The 15,175-nt window shown below is 57.8% G+C and carries 14 protein-coding genes and 1 riboswitch; of the genes, 9 read left to right on the top strand and 5 right to left on the bottom strand.

Going from position 1 to position 15,175, the window contains the following annotated elements; translation table 11 throughout:
- Window positions 1-166: 166 nt before the first annotated feature.
- Window positions 167-256: riboswitch (glycine riboswitch) on the top strand.
- 135 nt (window positions 257-391) lie between these two features.
- The 3 genes from gcvT (at window position 392) to gcvP (ending at window position 4,964) form a co-directional block, all read left to right on the top strand.
- Window positions 392-1,552, top strand: a complete 1,161-nt coding sequence (gene gcvT, locus ACZ5C3_RS20605) for a glycine cleavage system aminomethyltransferase GcvT (RefSeq protein WP_464032581.1) — start codon at window positions 392-394, stop codon at window positions 1,550-1,552.
- Between the two features lie 9 nt (window positions 1,553-1,561).
- A complete protein-coding gene (gcvH, locus tag ACZ5C3_RS20610; RefSeq protein ID WP_464032582.1) occupies window positions 1,562-1,927 on the top strand; it encodes a glycine cleavage system protein GcvH in 366 nt (121 codons plus the stop codon).
- A 172-nt stretch (window positions 1,928-2,099) separates the two neighbouring features.
- The gene (gene gcvP / locus ACZ5C3_RS20615; RefSeq protein ID WP_464032584.1) at window positions 2,100-4,964 is read left to right on the top strand and encodes an aminomethyl-transferring glycine dehydrogenase; all 2,865 of its coding nucleotides are present in this window, start codon (window positions 2,100-2,102) and stop codon (window positions 4,962-4,964) included.
- Between the two features lie 221 nt (window positions 4,965-5,185).
- Here gcvP and recA read toward each other — a convergent pair whose 3' ends face one another.
- Together recA and ACZ5C3_RS20625 are read right to left on the bottom strand one after the other, a co-directional pair.
- A complete protein-coding gene (recA, locus tag ACZ5C3_RS20620) occupies window positions 5,186-6,274 on the bottom strand; it encodes a recombinase RecA (RefSeq protein WP_464032585.1) in 1,089 nt (362 codons plus the stop codon).
- 230 nt (window positions 6,275-6,504) lie between these two features.
- The gene (locus ACZ5C3_RS20625; RefSeq protein ID WP_464032586.1) at window positions 6,505-6,657 is read right to left on the bottom strand and encodes a hypothetical protein; all 153 of its coding nucleotides are present in this window, start codon (window positions 6,655-6,657) and stop codon (window positions 6,505-6,507) included.
- Between the two features lie 192 nt (window positions 6,658-6,849).
- Between ACZ5C3_RS20625 and ACZ5C3_RS20630 the strand changes: the two genes are divergently transcribed.
- The gene (locus ACZ5C3_RS20630) at window positions 6,850-7,005 is read left to right on the top strand and encodes a hypothetical protein (protein ID WP_464032588.1); all 156 of its coding nucleotides are present in this window, start codon (window positions 6,850-6,852) and stop codon (window positions 7,003-7,005) included.
- Window positions 7,006-7,235: 230 nt separating this feature from the next.
- On the opposite strand, the gene ACZ5C3_RS20635 is transcribed toward ACZ5C3_RS20630, so the two are convergent.
- Window positions 7,236-7,961 carry an outer membrane protein gene (locus ACZ5C3_RS20635; RefSeq protein WP_464032589.1) on the bottom strand — a complete coding sequence of 242 codons (726 nt, stop codon included), beginning with the start codon at window positions 7,959-7,961 and terminating at the stop codon, window positions 7,236-7,238.
- Between the two features lie 705 nt (window positions 7,962-8,666).
- Here ACZ5C3_RS20635 and ACZ5C3_RS20640 point away from each other — a divergent pair.
- Window positions 8,667-8,861: a hypothetical protein gene (locus tag ACZ5C3_RS20640; protein WP_464032591.1), complete on the top strand. Its 195-nt coding sequence runs from the start codon at window positions 8,667-8,669 to the stop codon at window positions 8,859-8,861.
- Window positions 8,862-8,967: 106 nt separating this feature from the next.
- Here ACZ5C3_RS20640 and ACZ5C3_RS20645 read toward each other — a convergent pair whose 3' ends face one another.
- A complete protein-coding gene (locus ACZ5C3_RS20645) occupies window positions 8,968-9,375 on the bottom strand; it encodes a YkvA family protein (RefSeq protein WP_464032593.1) in 408 nt (135 codons plus the stop codon).
- 716 nt (window positions 9,376-10,091) lie between these two features.
- Here ACZ5C3_RS20645 and oxlT point away from each other — a divergent pair.
- Window positions 10,092-11,423, top strand: a complete 1,332-nt coding sequence (gene oxlT, locus ACZ5C3_RS20650) for an oxalate/formate MFS antiporter (protein ID WP_464032595.1) — start codon at window positions 10,092-10,094, stop codon at window positions 11,421-11,423.
- A gap of 547 nt (window positions 11,424-11,970) precedes the next feature.
- Here oxlT and ACZ5C3_RS20655 read toward each other — a convergent pair.
- Window positions 11,971-12,225 carry a hypothetical protein gene (locus ACZ5C3_RS20655; RefSeq protein WP_464032596.1) on the bottom strand — a complete coding sequence of 85 codons (255 nt, stop codon included), beginning with the start codon at window positions 12,223-12,225 and terminating at the stop codon, window positions 11,971-11,973.
- Between the two features lie 269 nt (window positions 12,226-12,494).
- Here ACZ5C3_RS20655 and ACZ5C3_RS20660 point away from each other — a divergent pair, with 269 nt between their 5' ends.
- The 3 genes from ACZ5C3_RS20660 to ACZ5C3_RS20670 all read left to right on the top strand — a co-directional run bounded on the left by ACZ5C3_RS20660 (window position 12,495) and on the right by ACZ5C3_RS20670 (window position 15,173).
- The gene (locus ACZ5C3_RS20660; protein ID WP_464032598.1) at window positions 12,495-12,734 is read left to right on the top strand and encodes a PilZ domain-containing protein; all 240 of its coding nucleotides are present in this window, start codon (window positions 12,495-12,497) and stop codon (window positions 12,732-12,734) included.
- A gap of 274 nt (window positions 12,735-13,008) precedes the next feature.
- Entirely contained in the window at window positions 13,009-14,232 is a 1,224-nt protein-coding gene (locus ACZ5C3_RS20665) for a GNAT family N-acetyltransferase (RefSeq protein WP_464032600.1), read from the top strand.
- Window positions 14,229-15,173: a cupin-like domain-containing protein gene (locus tag ACZ5C3_RS20670; RefSeq protein ID WP_464032602.1), complete on the top strand. Its 945-nt coding sequence runs from the start codon at window positions 14,229-14,231 to the stop codon at window positions 15,171-15,173. Before ACZ5C3_RS20665 ends, ACZ5C3_RS20670 begins: the two co-directional genes overlap by 4 nt.
- Window positions 15,174-15,175: the final 2 nt, after the last annotated feature.

The raw sequence follows: 15,175 nt of genomic DNA on the forward strand, positions 1-15,175 counted from the left end.
CGTGCAATGGGTGTCCCGCACTGCTTTTAGACGCGGGAATTTCGCATGTCCAGAAAGTGTGTCCCGGATCAGGGGGTTGCAGCAAGGGGCTGCAAGCGGCCGTTGATAGTTCGTTCAGCCGCGTTGACAGCCCCTCGAAACCGGTGTTCTCCTCACCATGTATTCGATACGTCGCGTCGGGAGAGACCGGCTTTGTGCCGGCGCCGAAGGAGCAACCGCCCCGGAAACTCTCAGGCAAAAGGACCGCGCGACGACCTAAAATCTGGAAAGAGATGCGGCCGGACATGTCCGGAGCGGCATCCGCCGACGGGATAATACTCTCAGGCGCAGCGACAGATGGGGCTTCGACAGAGTTTCGGGAACTGGTCCCGAATCCGTCTGGAGCCTCGTGATGCAAGCCGCCGAACGCGATCAATCCTCAGCCAATAGCCTCAAGCGCGTTCCACTGCACGACCTGCACGTGTCGCGTGGAGGCAAGATTGTCCCCTTCGCGGGCTATGAAATGCCGGTGCAATATGCGGCTGGCGTGCTGAAGGAACACCTCCACACCCGCACGTCTGCCGGCCTGTTCGACGTCTCCCACATGGGCCAGATCGCCCTTCGCCCGAAGTCCGGCAAGGTCGAAGACGCTGCCATCGCTCTCGAACGGCTGGTGCCGCAGGATATTCTGGGAGTTGCACCGGGCCGCCAGCGCTACGCGCAGTTCACCAACGACCAGGGCGGCATCCTTGACGATCTGATGGTGGCAAACTTTGGCGATCACCTGTTCTTGGTGGTCAATGCCGCCTGCAAGGCCGAAGACGAAGCGCACCTGCGCGCGCAGCTTTCCGATATCTGCGACATCACGCCATTGCCGAATCGTGCGCTGATTGCGCTGCAGGGACCGAAGGCGGTCGAGGTGCTGGCGAAACATTCACCCACCGTTGCAGCAATGCGCTTCATGGATGCCGGCCCGCATCGTGTGCTCGACATCGATTGTTTTGTTTCGCGGTCCGGTTACACCGGTGAGGACGGTTTCGAGATTTCGGTGCCTGCCGATCAGGCCGAGCGACTCGCAACAACACTGTTGGTTGATCCTGCTGTGCTGCCGATTGGGCTCGGTGCACGCGATAGTTTGCGGCTCGAAGCCGGGCTCTGTCTCTATGGTCATGACATCGACACCACCACGACGCCGGTCGAGGGCGCACTGGAGTGGTCGGTTCAGAAGAGCCGCCGCACCGGCGGCGCACGCGCCGGGGGTTTTCCCGGCGCGGATATCATCCTCAAGCAGTTCGAGAACGGCGCGGCACGACGCCGTGTCGGCCTGAAGGCGGAAGGCCGCGCACCGGTGCGTGAAAATGCGCCGCTTTTCGCCAATGAGACATCAACAGAAGCAATCGGCGTCGTCACCTCCGGCGGATTCGGCCCGAGCGTGAATGCACCGGTCGCGATGGGCTATGTACCCTCCACTTCCACTGCCGACGGCACCGTCATCTTCGCTGAAGTGCGTGGGCAGCGTCTGCCCATGCGCGTCGCCCCCATGCCTTTCGTTCCCAATGGTTACAAACGCTGAGGACTGTTCATGACCACACTTTTCACATCCGATCACGAATGGCTCCAGATCGAGGGGGATGTCGCCACCATCGGCATCACCGACTACGCACAAACCCAGCTCGGCGACGTGGTGTTCGTTGAACTGCCGAAGGTTGGCCGCTCGCTCAAGAAGGCGGAAGCTGCCGCCACTGTCGAGAGCGTGAAGGCCGCGTCGGACGTTTACGCGCCGGTCACCGGCGAGGTGATCGAGATCAACGATGCGCTCGTTGCCGATCCATCCCTTATCAACTCCGATCCCGGTAACGCCGCGTGGTTTTTCAAACTGCGCCTTGCCGACAAAAGCGAACTCGACGGCCTGATGGATGAGGCCGCCTACAAGGCCCACACGGCCTAGTGCGCTGGATTTAACGTTCGTACACCGTGGGCGGCGTGTCCTACAAACGAACGTTAAATTCCGAAGCGCACTAGCTTCATAGAGTTGCTAGTACCCTTCGCTTTCCGAAGTTCGCAAGGCGGGTGCTGCGACGTGTTACGAACTTCGGAAAGCGGGTACTAGGGAGATTGTCATGACCGCGCATCGCAAAGCCGCCGAGCCTGCTATCGATTTTGTACGGCGACATATTGGTCCCTCGCCGCGCGACATCGATGCCATGCTGGAGAGCGTGGGCGCCTCGAGCCTGAGCGCGCTGATGGGCGAAACTCTGCCGTCAACCATCCGCCAGAAGGCACCGCTCGATCTCGGAACACCGCTGAGCGAAACTGGTGCGCTCGCGCATATGCGCGATATCGCGGCACGCAATCAGGTGTTCACATCGCTTATCGGTCAAGGTTATTCCGGCACGATTCTCCCCGCGGTGATCCAGCGCAACATCCTGGAAAATCCTGCATGGTATACGGCCTATACACCGTACCAGCCGGAAATCAGCCAAGGCCGCCTGGAAGCGCTGTTCAACTTCCAAACCATGGTTTGTGATCTGACCGGCCTCGATGTGGCGAATGCGTCGCTGCTTGATGAAGGTACGGCAGCCGCAGAAGCGATGGCTCTGGCCGAACGCGCGTCGTCCGTGAAGACAAAAGCGTTCTTCGTCGATCATGAGGTCCATCCGCAGACGCTCGCGGTGCTACGCACCCGTGCCGAGCCGCTTGGCTGGTCGCTCATTGTCGGCGATCCTGCGCGCGATCTCGATAAGGCCGATGTGTTCGGTGCGTTGTTCCAGTATCCAGGCACGCATGGCGCATTGCGCGATCCGCGCGCGGCCATTGCTGCATTGAAGGCAAAAGGCGGCATCGCGGTTGTGGCCGCTGATCCGTTGGCGCTGACGCTAGTGGCGTCGCCCGGTGACCTCGGCGCTGACATCGCGGTCGGATCAACGCAGCGCTTTGGCGTGCCCATGGGATATGGCGGCCCGCACGCCGCCTATATGGCCGTCAAAGACGCACTGAAGCGCTCGCTCCCCGGACGCATCGTGGGGCTGTCAGTAGATTCACGTGGACAGCCGGCCTACCGGCTCGCCCTGCAAACACGCGAACAGCACATCCGCCGCGAGAAGGCGACCTCGAACATCTGCACCGCGCAGGTGCTGCTCGCGGTGATCGCGTCGATGTACGCGGTCTATCATGGTCCGGAAGGACTGACGCATATCGCCCGCACCGTGCACCGGCGCACATCAGTATTCGCTGCCGGATTGAAAAAACTCGGTTTTGAACCGCACGACGCGGCCTATTTCGATACCGTCACAGTGACCGTCAACGGCGACCGCCATGACATCATTGCGCGCGCCGCGCATGAGAAAGTTAATCTGCGGCTCAATGGGACGACGGTCAGCATCGCGCTGGACGAAACCACAACGCCTGACATCGTCGAAGCGGTATGGCGCGTATTCGGCAGCAAGCTGGCCTACACCGACGTCGAGGGCGAGGCACGCGAGGCGTTGCCCGCTGAGCTCAAGCGCACAAGCCCGTTCCTCACCCATCCGGTGTTCCACAGCCATCGCTCGGAAACCGAGCTACTGCGCTATATGCGCAAGCTCTCGGACCGAGATCTGGCGCTCGACCGCGCCATGATTCCACTTGGCTCGTGCACGATGAAGCTGAACGCCACCACCGAAATGATTCCGGTGACGTGGCCGGAGTTCGGTCATTTGCATCCGTTTGCACCCAAGGAGCAGGCCGCCGGCTATCACGCCATGTTCGCTCAGCTCGAAAAATGGCTGGTGGACATCACCGGTTATGATGCTGTGTCGCTGCAGCCGAATTCAGGCGCCCAGGGTGAATATGCCGGGCTGCTTGCCATTCGCGCCTATCATCAGTCCCGGGGCGAACCACATCGCACAGTCTGCCTCATTCCTTCGTCTGCCCACGGCACCAACCCGGCGTCGGCCAGCATGGTTGGTATGGATGTTGTCGTTGTCGCTTGTGACGCGCGCGGCGACGTGGATGTCGAAGACTTGCGCAAGAAGGCAGCACAACATGCCGACAACCTTGCCGCCGTGATGATCACCTACCCATCGACGCACGGAGTGTTCGAGGAACACATTCGCGAGATCTGCGACATCGTTCATGGTCATGGCGGACAGGTTTATCTCGACGGCGCCAATATGAACGCACAGGTCGGACTGGCCCGGCCAGGTGATTATGGTGCGGATGTGAGCCATCTGAATCTGCACAAGACCTTCTGTATTCCCCACGGCGGCGGCGGACCGGGCATGGGTCCGATCGGGGTCAAGGCGCATCTCGCCCCATTCCTGCCGGCAGACATAACTGGTGGCGACAAGGCGGCGGTCGGTCCTGTCAGCGCCGCGCCCTATGGGTCAGCGTCGATCCTGGTGATTTCCTACATCTATATTCTGATGATGGGCGGCGAAGGTCTGACACGTGCCACCGAGGTCGCCATCCTGAATGCGAATTACATTGCCAATCGGCTCGATTCCCATTTTCCGGTTCTCTATCGCAACGCCAAGGGACGCGTCGCGCATGAATGCATCGTCGATCCGCGTGGGCTAAAAACATCGAGCGGTGTGACTGTGGATGATATCGCCAAGCGCCTGATCGATTACGGCTTCCACGCGCCGACCATGAGCTTCCCTGTTCCGGGAACGTTGATGATCGAGCCTACGGAATCGGAAGCCAAGGCCGAGCTCGACCGCTTCTGCGACGCCATGATCGCGATCCGCCGCGAGATCGCGGATGTGGAGAGTGGCCGCTGGAGCATCGAGACGTCGCCATTGCGAAACGCCCCGCATACGGTGCACGACATCGCGGACGACAACTGGTCACGGCCCTACTCCCGTGCCGACGGCTGCTTCCCAGCCGGGACGTCGCGTAACGACAAGTACTGGAGTCCCGTCGGACGCGTGGACAATGTCTATGGCGACCGCAACCTGGTCTGCTCATGCCCACCGATCACGGACTACGCGCAAGCAGCGGAGTAATAAAACAAAACGGGTGCTGAGGACGTCGGCAACTCAACGTCCGCAACACCCGCTTGCTTCCGAAGGCATGATTGTGTCCCGAAAGGATTCCCGTCTTTCGGGATCATGCTCAAACTCAAGCTGCTACGAACTCAAGTCTCAGAATTTTATACTTTGCGTGTTTCTCGGGGCGAACCGGGACTCCAGGTCTTGCCCGAAGCTCCAGTTGCTCGGAAACGCTCTTACTCTTCGACGGGCTCTTCGCCCTCAGCGTCGCTTTCCGGCGATCCAGCCAAAATCTGTTCCGCGATCAGACCAGAGTTCTGACGGATCGAAGCTTCGATCTTCGCGGTCATCTCAGGGTTAGCCTTGAGGAACGCCTTCGAGTTTTCGCGACCCTGACCGAGGCGTTGGCTGTCATAAGAGAACCAAGCTCCAGACTTCTCGACTACGCCGGCCTTGACGCCGAGGTCGAGGATCTCGCCCATCTTGGAAACGCCTTCGCCGTACATGATGTCGAATTCGACCTGCTTGAACGGCGGCGCCAGCTTGTTTTTCACCACCTTGACGCGGGTCGAGTTGCCTACGACTTCGTCACGTTCCTTGATCTGACCGATGCGGCGAATGTCGAGACGAACCGAGGCATAGAACTTCAGCGCGTTGCCACCCGTGGTGGTTTCCGGCGAACCGTACATCACACCGATCTTCATGCGGATCTGGTTGATGAAGATCACCATGGTGTGGGATTTGTTGATGGAGGCGGTCAGCTTGCGCAGCGCCTGCGACATCAAGCGTGCCTGCAGACCAGGCAGTGCATCACCCATCTCACCTTCGAGTTCAGCGCGTGGCACCAGAGCCGCTACCGAGTCGATGATCAGCACGTCGACCGCGCCGGAACGAACCAGCGTATCTGCGATCTCGAGCGCCTGTTCGCCGTGGTCCGGCTGAGAGATCAGCAACTCATCGACATTGACACCGAGCTTGCGAGCATAAACCGGGTCGAGCGCATGCTCGGCGTCGATGAAGGCGCAGATACCGCCCTTCTTCTGAGCCTCCGCCACGCAATGCAGGGCCAGCGTGGTCTTGCCCGATGATTCCGGCCCGTAGATTTCAACAATGCGCCCCTTCGGGAGACCACCGACACCAAGCGCGATATCGAGCCCCAGCGAACCCGAGGAAATCACCTCGATATCCATGGAGCGATCGGACTTGCCGAGCTTCATCACGGACCCTTTGCCGAATTGACGCTCTATTTGTGAGAGCGCTGCGGACAGGGCTTTGCTTTTGTCCATGGACGATCCTTCAACGATACGCAGGGCGGCGGGGGCCATCAGTCTTCCTCCTTATGGACGGGATTCGCCGGCCGGACAAACAGGCTTCAAGTCAGGCTTCCCTGGGCGGCGGACCGGAATCAGGATCGATCCGATGGACTAAACGTACCCCATTTGTTCCTTGTTCGCAATATGTTCTTTTCTCGGGTGAAGAATTTTGGCCATGACGGAGGTTAACTTTCACTACGGCAGCGCTTCTCTTGAAGAGCTTAACTCGCGGTTAGATCTGACTAATCCGGCTTCCCAGCGTCGTCTTCATCGAGCAGCCGCGCAAGATCAGCCATCGTAGAGCGATCTTCACCATCGTGGGGATTATCAGGAGTGGTATCAGGTTCCGGGCTGAGCCAATGCCGCAAATAGTCCCACCATGCAGATAAACTCATGGCGCCCTCCCCTGCGTCTTCGATTACGACGCCGGACAGTGATCTTGGTTTCCAGCCGGGATCAAAAATATATGACTCGTCAGTGGCCAAAGGTGCGCGCTCCACCCGACATCACCCTTAGCCTTGGTGGCGCTCGTCGGTGACCGGAGAGACCTATGTGCTCCCGCATGTTTCGAACAGCGAAGCTTCTCTATGACCACCGTTCAATCTACGACCCAGACCGAACTGCAACGCCAGGCAGATGATGCTCGCAACGAGGCAAGCAATCTGCCTCCGTGCAAGAAGCGCGACACGCTTCTCGAAAAGGCGCGCGAACTTGTTTCATCGCAAATCTGGAAGGGTGGCTGAATTCTTCGGAACTGCAGCCGCCAAGCGGAAAATGAGCCGCACGATGAGTGCCGTCTTTCTGCGCGCGTCAAAATGCTGATGATATTTGCTGTCTGCATAATATCGTCGTCAACGACTGCGGAATTCCATAGCGAGCCGACATCGCATCTGCGAGCCAGATTTAAAAAAGGGCCCCATTTGCGGGGCCCTTTAGAGTTGAACTGGAGATTTCAGGCTCAGTCACTATTCCATCAGTATCTCGCCAGAACCGGGTTGCCCCAGTTGAAGCGATAGTTGAGGCCGACCTTCACGGTATGGAAATCGTCTCGATAGCTCAGGCCCGTGCCCGTATTAAATCCAAGCGTGGTAATGGTGGTATTGTCAAAGTTGAAATATTGATACTCCACCTTTGCCGACCAATTCGGCGAGAACATGTATTCGAGACCGCCGCCGACGGTGTAACCGGTGTCACTACGATCGACAAGGAACGTCGGATCGAAGACGGAGACCATGGTCAATCCGCTGTTATCACGGAATGCAACACCACCCTTGGCATAAAGCAGTCCCGGTCCCCATGAATAACCGAGCCGACCCGTGACCGAACCGAGCCAGTCGCTGCGATCCCTGAGAGTGCCGAACCCATCCGAGAAGGTGCGATCGCCGTTCGAGATACCACTGATCTGCGCTTCGATACCGATCACCCAGTTCGACGCGAATTGATAGTCTGCACCGATCTGGCCGCCACCCATAAAGGCAGCGTCACGATTGCCGGTCGTGAGACCGAAGACATCGGTGTTGAAACTGTCGTTGCCCGAAAACGCAGCACCAACGTGGCCGCCGATATAAAATCCGCTCCAATTCCAAACTGGCGCCGGCGGAACATAAGCAGGAGCCTTTGCAGGCAAATCGGCTGCCATAGCAGAGGTCGAAACCACTGCTGCAGTAACCGCAATCATACTTGCAATTCTCAAACGCATCGAGGTCGCTCCCCTAAATGGATGAAGCCAAATCCTAGGACAGCGAAAATTATTGGAAAGATGGAACTCAATCTAAACGGGGTTATCGGCGCGAGTTTCTCGTGAGCGTGTTATTTTCAACACGATTATTCAACTGAAACGCGATTTATTTCGGTCAGCATCGGTGACTCTGTCAGCATCAATGACATTGTTTGATGCGCACATCGAAAGATTTTTCCCGCACTAAATTACCACTGCACAACGACTCATATCGCGCAGAGCCACGGAGCTCATCGGAGTGTTTGACTTCATCAATTGTCGAACTCCGGAAAAATCCTGCTCGCGTTCGGATCCACTCTCACCTCAATGATCACCATCAGATCGTACAACACGTCAGCCCCCGTAACTGAGAGGCGCGATGTCTCCTCATGCTTGCGCGCAACGATTGTCGAAGTCTGCGAGCTTTCAACTGCAGAGTGGCACGCGTGAAGCAGGCGATGAACAACGCGCCACGCCTAAATCGCGAGCATCCGGAAGACATCACTCATTGGCGGGAAGCCAACAACGAAGGACATCGAAGATTAGAAAGATTTTCGAATAACCGACTTGACTAAAGACTCGCTATTCAAAAAAAATGAGCGCAAGCTTGATCATCACCACGCTGAACCCGGCAACGTAGTGACGAAGTGTGCTCCATGCTCCCGCATCACCGGAAGGGAGTGCGTCATGACAAAATCGACACAGGAAAGCATCGAACTGAAATGGAAATTACTGGCGGCTCAGGCTCGCGAACAAGCGCAGTCACTGCCCGCTGGAAAAGAGCGCGACGAACTGAACAAGAAAGCGCGCCAACTGGACACCGCGTCGCAGATGAATCTCTGGCTTACGTCGCGGGGGCTTCAGCCGCCAACAGGCAGGTAACCTGCGACTGCGCGACACGTTAGATTGATATTCAATTATCGATAAATGCAATCATCAATGAATAAAAGCGAGGCTGCCACGTTCATCGTGGTCACCTCGCTGTTGTTCAAGCTGGCTGCGTATCGGGTTGTTTCGATTCAACACCGAAAGCCAAAAATATCCAGATCATCGCTGCTGCACTCACGAGCCAGATCGAAACGATGGCGATCGCCCCCGCCTTACTGACCGGCCGTTCTTCCGCTTCGGTAGCCAATGCGCGGCAATGCGCCATCACATCAGATGGAATGAGGGCGACAACAAGCCAGATTCCGATCGGCACAAGAATCAGATCGTCGAGATAGCCAAGGACAGGAATGAAGTCGGGGATCAGATCGATCGGCGACAACGCATATCCCGCTACGGTGAGTGCCAGCGCCTTAACGTACCAGGGCACGCGTGGATCACGAGCTGCGAAATAAATCGCGTGAACGTCGCGCTTGAGCGCCCTGGCCCACGTTCTTAAATCTGCAAGCATTCAATGCCTCTCCCTGCAGCTTCGTCCGCATCCAGCCACGCTGGTCTTGTAGGAACGCCTGCCACATGCCGCACGTCATCAGTTGCACCGCCAACCATCGAGGCAACGGCCATAACTTTCAACTGCGCAAATCGGGATTGGGGAAAGAGGGTCCCGTCCATGATGTCTCAGGAACGGGACCAAGGTCAGTTAGGAACGCTCGGCGGCTGATACAGCCGAACGGCGTGGAGCTATAGCGAAGACGCAGACGCAGCGTGATTCAAGTTTGGCTTTTACGCTCTCATATTTTTGTGACCCACAATCGAGAGCACAAATCACCGTTAAATCTTGCGAACGGTGATGTATCGTGAAACGATAGATGAACCTGAGCTGGGCAACACGTGTTGCTGTTGTGGCTGCCGCCTTCAACTTGCAGAATCCAGCGGGCCGTCGATCCCTTCAAAAATGCTTAAAATGACCGCGGCGACGACGCCTCTCTTTGACGTGTCCATTCCGAATAATGTCGCAAGCTTGTTTCAGCGCCGTTCGAGCGCAGCCGCCGTTTTTGAAAAAGACCCGATATTTCAGCAACTTAATTGAAATGTGACCGCCCGCAGACCAATTATCACGTTTTCGTGAGGTAGGTTGCCTGTTGGCATCTATTATACCAGACTTTCGCCTCACGCAGCGTCACGGCCCCGAGCCATTGAAAAAACGCGCGTCGGGAGAAACATCGTATGACCGTTCAAGCACAAGCAGCTACGCCAGAGGTCCGGGGCGGGGGTTTCCGTTGGCTCCAACTCGCCATGGGTATCGTCTGTATGGCGATGATCGCCAACCTCCAGTACGGATGGACACTGTTCGTCGATCCGATCGATGCAAAATACCACTGGGGTCGCGCCGCCATCCAGCTGGCTTTCACCCTCTTCGTCCTCACTGAAACTTGGCTTGTGCCTGTCGAGGCCTGGTTCGTCGACAAATACGGACCGCGCATTGTCGTCATGTTCGGCGCCGTGATGATCACCATCGCATGGGTGCTGAATTCGTACGCCGACTCGCTGACCATGCTCTACCTCGCTGCGATCTGCGGCGGCCTCGGCGCCGGTTCAGTCTACGGAACGTGCGTCGGCAATGCGCTGAAGTGGTTTCCGGATCACCGCGGTCTTGCCGCTGGCGCGACTGCAGCCGGTTTCGGGGCCGGCGCGGCACTTACCGTGGTGCCTATCGCGCAGATGATTGCGTCGAGCGGTTATCAGACCGCGTTCTTCAACTTCGGAATTGGTCAGGGCATCATCGTCTTCCTGGTCGCTTTCTTTCTTCGCAAACCAGATCGAGCCATTCCTGTTGTCCGCAAGAAACTCAACCTGCCACAAACCAAGCACGACTTCACGCCGCCACAGGTATTGCGCTCACCCATCTTCTGGGTGCTGTATCTCGTCTTCGTGATGGTTGCTGCAGGTGGCCTTATGGCTGCAGCACAGATCGGACCAATCGCGCATGACTACAAGATCGCGAATGAGCCGGTCAGCATGTTCGGCTTCCAGATGGCAGCGCTGACATTCGCAATCTCGCTTGACCGTATCTTCGATGGCTTCGGACGGCCATTCTTCGGCTTTGTGTCTGATAACATCGGCCGTGAACCGACAATGTTCATCGCGTTCGGAACAGCTGCGGTGATGCTGCTGACGCTATCCGCCTATGGCCACAACCCGATCGTGTTCGTGCTTGCAACCGCTGTCTATTTCGGTGTGTTCGGCGAAATCTACAGCCTGTTTCCCGCCACAAGCGGTGACACCTTCGGCTCCAAGTTTGCGACGACGAATAACGGCATGCTCTATACCGCTAAGGGGACAGCAGCTCTGCTGGTGCCCATCGCGAGCCTCGTCGCATCACACTACGGCTGGCAGGCTGTGTTCGTGATCGCGGTTGCGTTGAATGCCACTGCAGCGTTGATGGCGCTGTTCGTCATCCGGCCGATGCGACGCGCGTTCATTCTCGGCAGCGAAACAATTGCCACAGACGCCTCCGAAGCAGTGACTGCGGGGGTGCGACAAAGCGGCCCAGGCTGAGTACAAGCAAGGGACACGCTCGCTTCAAACAGCTCAACGAAACGAAAAATGAAGCTCCGGCTGAGGTCGGAGCTTCATAACTTGGGCAGACGAAAGCTTTGTCGAGCCTGATGTTTGGCGAAATCATGTCGGCATCGCGACGAGGTTCCCGAAACGGTACCGAGACGTGTTCAGCTCTGATCAAAACAACTTCCAAGGCTTTGCGCGTTTCACCGCGACTCAGTTACGATTCGCATCAATTGCTGGAATGCACTGGGGGTGACTACGGCAACCTAGGGGAGGTTCGCCAATGGAAAGCGCTCAGCCGCGACCACGAAAGCACGAACGAGAGCACATTCATGGTCTATCGTCTCATCAACGCGACAGCGACGACCATCCTGACATTGACGCATTGCTCCAGGAAAATGCACGACTGAAAGAACTCGTCGTCAAACTTTCCGGTCTCGTTCTAAAAACCGTCGTTGATCAGTCGTGAACAACCAAGACGCTGAAATCAAAAAAGGCCGCTCTGCTGAGCGGCCTTTTTCATTACGCCAATCCTACGCAGTTATTTCGTTTTCGATTTTGCGTGCTTGGCAGGTTCGGTCGTTCGCACCGTTGCCCATGGATCAGAGCTCGCCTTGCCGTCCGGAATCGTTGAACGGGCGGCCTTGGCGGCCTCTTCGTTTGCCTTGTTCCGCGCAATCTCTTCGTCCGTGAGCTGCTTCTCTTCGTTCAGCCGGAACCCAGGCATCATCGATTGAGCATAAGCCGTTGGCACCGTCATCAACCCGATCAACACCGCTATCCGAACCACACGCATCCCAATACTCCCCGAAATCTTGCTATCCCCGTCCGGCCCTACGCCAGCCCAAACTGGCGGGACAATACTCCGAAGCGAAACGCGGGCCAAGACTGTGAAAAGGCCTGAAATGGGCGGCAACCCCGCTGCTTTTGCATGGTTTCGAGCGGGCTTTACCGTCTTTCTGAATCAATCCTGAACGTGAACCCGATTGGTACGCAGGATCGATTTATCTGACGGCAACGTCGCACTGCTAGGCTCCGGACAGTTACCCAGGCAGGACTGTTACCATGGTCGAGAGACGATCGGAGCCACGGCGGCGCGTCTTCAAAGGCGGCCTGATCTCATTTGGCGGTGCGGGCATCGACTGCACCGTCCGCAACATCTCGCCAAACGGCGCGGCTCTCGACGTCGCAAGCATCATCGGGATTCCGAGATCATTTCAACTCGCGATCGAGACGGATCATTTTCTTCGCCGCTGCCGGCTGGTGTGGAATAACGACCATCGTCTCGGCGTTACGTTCGAGTGATCGCGGGCGCTCCCTGCCCGATTTGCGTGAAGGCATCATCCGCCGACAAACCACGTAAAACATCGTCCGGTGCTCGTTGAACAGGGACGCCCTATCCCCTGATTTTGTGCGGGCTGACCATCGTTAACAATGCGTCAAAGCCAAGCGACGCATTTAACCCAAATCCCAAATCCGATTTTGATGTTTGATCCGTAGGTTCCTACCCAAGACGCGAAGAAAATCGCGAGGCTGTGCGCTGCCTCGTGCAACAGCGCCGTGGAATTGGGACAGGGACGTGGTCGAAATTGTCAGCACACAAACCGCCGCTTCGCGCAGCGACGCTCGTTTTGCGCCTGCAAGCAAACCCGAACCCGCGCGTACGAGCCCCACTGTAGCTCCTCTGGCTACTGTTTCCATCGACCAGTGGCGGCGATTGAGCGACAACGCGGTCGAACCTAACGGCTACTATCTGCCGGAATGGGAAACGTCGGTAAACGCATTCGCCCAGGGACGGACCGGCGTGTCCGCTCTCACGGCGGAGATTCCGGAAGTGGATGGCAGCCCGCGCCTAATCGGCTTGATGCCCGCGATTTCCGCTTGGCGGGCTTACAAACTGCCCGTCCCTGCCCTGGTCACCGCGGATCCGTACGGCGCGCTGGGGACACCAATACTCGATCGCGAACTCGCGGACGTGGCCGTGTCGCATCTGATGCAACAGGCGCGCGATGCGGGCGCACATGCATTGATCCTGCGCGATCTGCCGCTCGACGGCCCAGTCATGGCGGCATTTTCCCGCGTGCTCGAAGAGAACCGGCTGCGTCCACGCATCCTGCAACCACATGCGCGGGCATGTCTCGACGCCACGCTGAATGCAGATGAATTGCTGCGCGATGCGCTGGGCCCGAAGAAGCTGAAAGAACTACGCCGCCAGCGCAACCGGCTCGCGGAACATGGCGAGGTGATTTTCACGATCGCCACGATGCCCGATGAAGTCGAACGCGATCTGGAGATTTTTCTCGCACTTGAGTCCAGCGGCTGGAAGGCCAAACGCGGCACGGCACTCGCCCAGAACGAGGGTGACTCCGCCTTTGTCCGCCGCGCGGTGCGCGATGCCGCGGCACGCGGAAAATGCGAGATCGTCACGCTGTACGCAGGTGAGATTCCCGTGGCGGGCGCCATCGTGCTTCGCCATCTTGATCGCGCCTTTTACTTCAAACTTGGCGTCGATGAGAATTTTGCCAAGCTCTCGCCCGGCGTACAGCTGACGCTCGAATTGACGCGCCACCTGTGTGAGGACGAGACAGTCAAAACGGTGGATTCCACGGCTATCGCCGGTCATCCGATGATCGACCCGATCTGGAGAGGACGGCTCGCGATTGGCGACGTACTCATTCCGCTCAACCGCTACGATCCGCTCGTTCCCCTCATTCGTCTTGCCCTCACCGGGCGCAAGTCGGTCCGCGAACCACTTCGCCGTATCGTTCATTCCATCAGGAAATTTCAGGAGAAGCGCCCGTGAACGCGACCTCGACCATTTCCCCCGTCATCACCGCGGACAATCAGTCGCTGCAGAATGACTTTCCGCTGAAGCCCTTCGCGATTCATCACAAGCTGTCAGGCCACCCGCTGCTGACATTGCCACGGATCGCCCAGCTCGCGTCTGAAATGCCGCGCGACTTGATCGAATATAACTCCGGTGATGCCGCGATCAGCCAGGATCCGGATAAGGTCAAGAGTGTCGACCTCGACCCGGTTGAAATCGTCAACCGCATTCAGACCGCCGGTGCATGGATGGTGCTCAAGCGCATCGAAAACTCGCCGGAATACCGCGCGTTGCTCGTGGATGCACTCACCTCCGTGGCCCGTGCGCGCGGCTTCAAGAATGTTCGGGATGCCGGCTTCGAACAGATCGAAGGCTTCCTGTTCGTCTCGTCGCCGAATTCGACCACGCCATTCCATATGGACGCCGAAGATAACTTATTTGTGCAGATCCACGGCGAGAAATTCTTCCGCGTCTACGACAACCGCGACGGCTCTATCGCCGACGACGCGCAGGTCGAACACTCCACCGTGAAGCACCGCAACGTAAAGTACGACGAAAGCTTCAAGTCACGCGGCATCGAATTCCATTTGTTCGATGGCGACGGATGCTATGTGCCCTATCAGTGGCCGCACTGGGTGCGTACCGCAGGCTCATATTCGATCTCGATGGCGATCACCTGGAAGACAAAGGAAGTGCGCCGGCTGAACGACCTGCATCGGTTCAACTCAATGCTGCGTGGGCTCGGCCTACCGCAGGCTGCCCCCGGCGCCCGTCCCGCGTTTGATCACATCAAACTCGCCGCGTACCGCACTATGGCCGCCGCCGTTCAGCCGCTGCGATCATCTGAGGCCATGCGCCGCGTCATTCGCCGCGTCGCGCTGGGCAAGAACGCCAACTACTATCTGAAGAAGGCGTGAGA

The organism is Afipia dichlorophenoxyacetatis (genome assembly GCF_055386385.1).

Bases quoted from the DNA above. Each gene is read 5' to 3' on its own strand.
- gcvT (WP_464032581.1), top strand. From the start codon at position 392: ATGCAAGCCGCCGAACGCGATCAATCCTCAGCCAATAGCCTCAAGCGC.
- gcvH (WP_464032582.1), top strand. From the start codon at position 1,562: ATGACCACACTTTTCACATCCGATCACGAATGGCTCCAGATCGAGGGG.
- gcvP (WP_464032584.1), top strand. From the start codon at position 2,100: ATGACCGCGCATCGCAAAGCCGCCGAGCCTGCTATCGATTTTGTACGG.
- recA (WP_464032585.1), bottom strand. From the start codon at position 6,274: ATGGCCCCCGCCGCCCTGCGTATCGTTGAAGGATCGTCCATGGACAAA.
- ACZ5C3_RS20625 (WP_464032586.1), bottom strand. From the start codon at position 6,657: ATGAGTTTATCTGCATGGTGGGACTATTTGCGGCATTGGCTCAGCCCG.
- ACZ5C3_RS20630 (WP_464032588.1), top strand. From the start codon at position 6,850: ATGACCACCGTTCAATCTACGACCCAGACCGAACTGCAACGCCAGGCA.
- ACZ5C3_RS20635 (WP_464032589.1), bottom strand. From the start codon at position 7,961: ATGCGTTTGAGAATTGCAAGTATGATTGCGGTTACTGCAGCAGTGGTT.
- ACZ5C3_RS20640 (WP_464032591.1), top strand. From the start codon at position 8,667: ATGACAAAATCGACACAGGAAAGCATCGAACTGAAATGGAAATTACTG.
- ACZ5C3_RS20645 (WP_464032593.1), bottom strand. From the start codon at position 9,375: ATGCTTGCAGATTTAAGAACGTGGGCCAGGGCGCTCAAGCGCGACGTT.
- oxlT (WP_464032595.1), top strand. From the start codon at position 10,092: ATGACCGTTCAAGCACAAGCAGCTACGCCAGAGGTCCGGGGCGGGGGT.
- ACZ5C3_RS20655 (WP_464032596.1), bottom strand. From the start codon at position 12,225: ATGCGTGTGGTTCGGATAGCGGTGTTGATCGGGTTGATGACGGTGCCA.
- ACZ5C3_RS20660 (WP_464032598.1), top strand. From the start codon at position 12,495: ATGGTCGAGAGACGATCGGAGCCACGGCGGCGCGTCTTCAAAGGCGGC.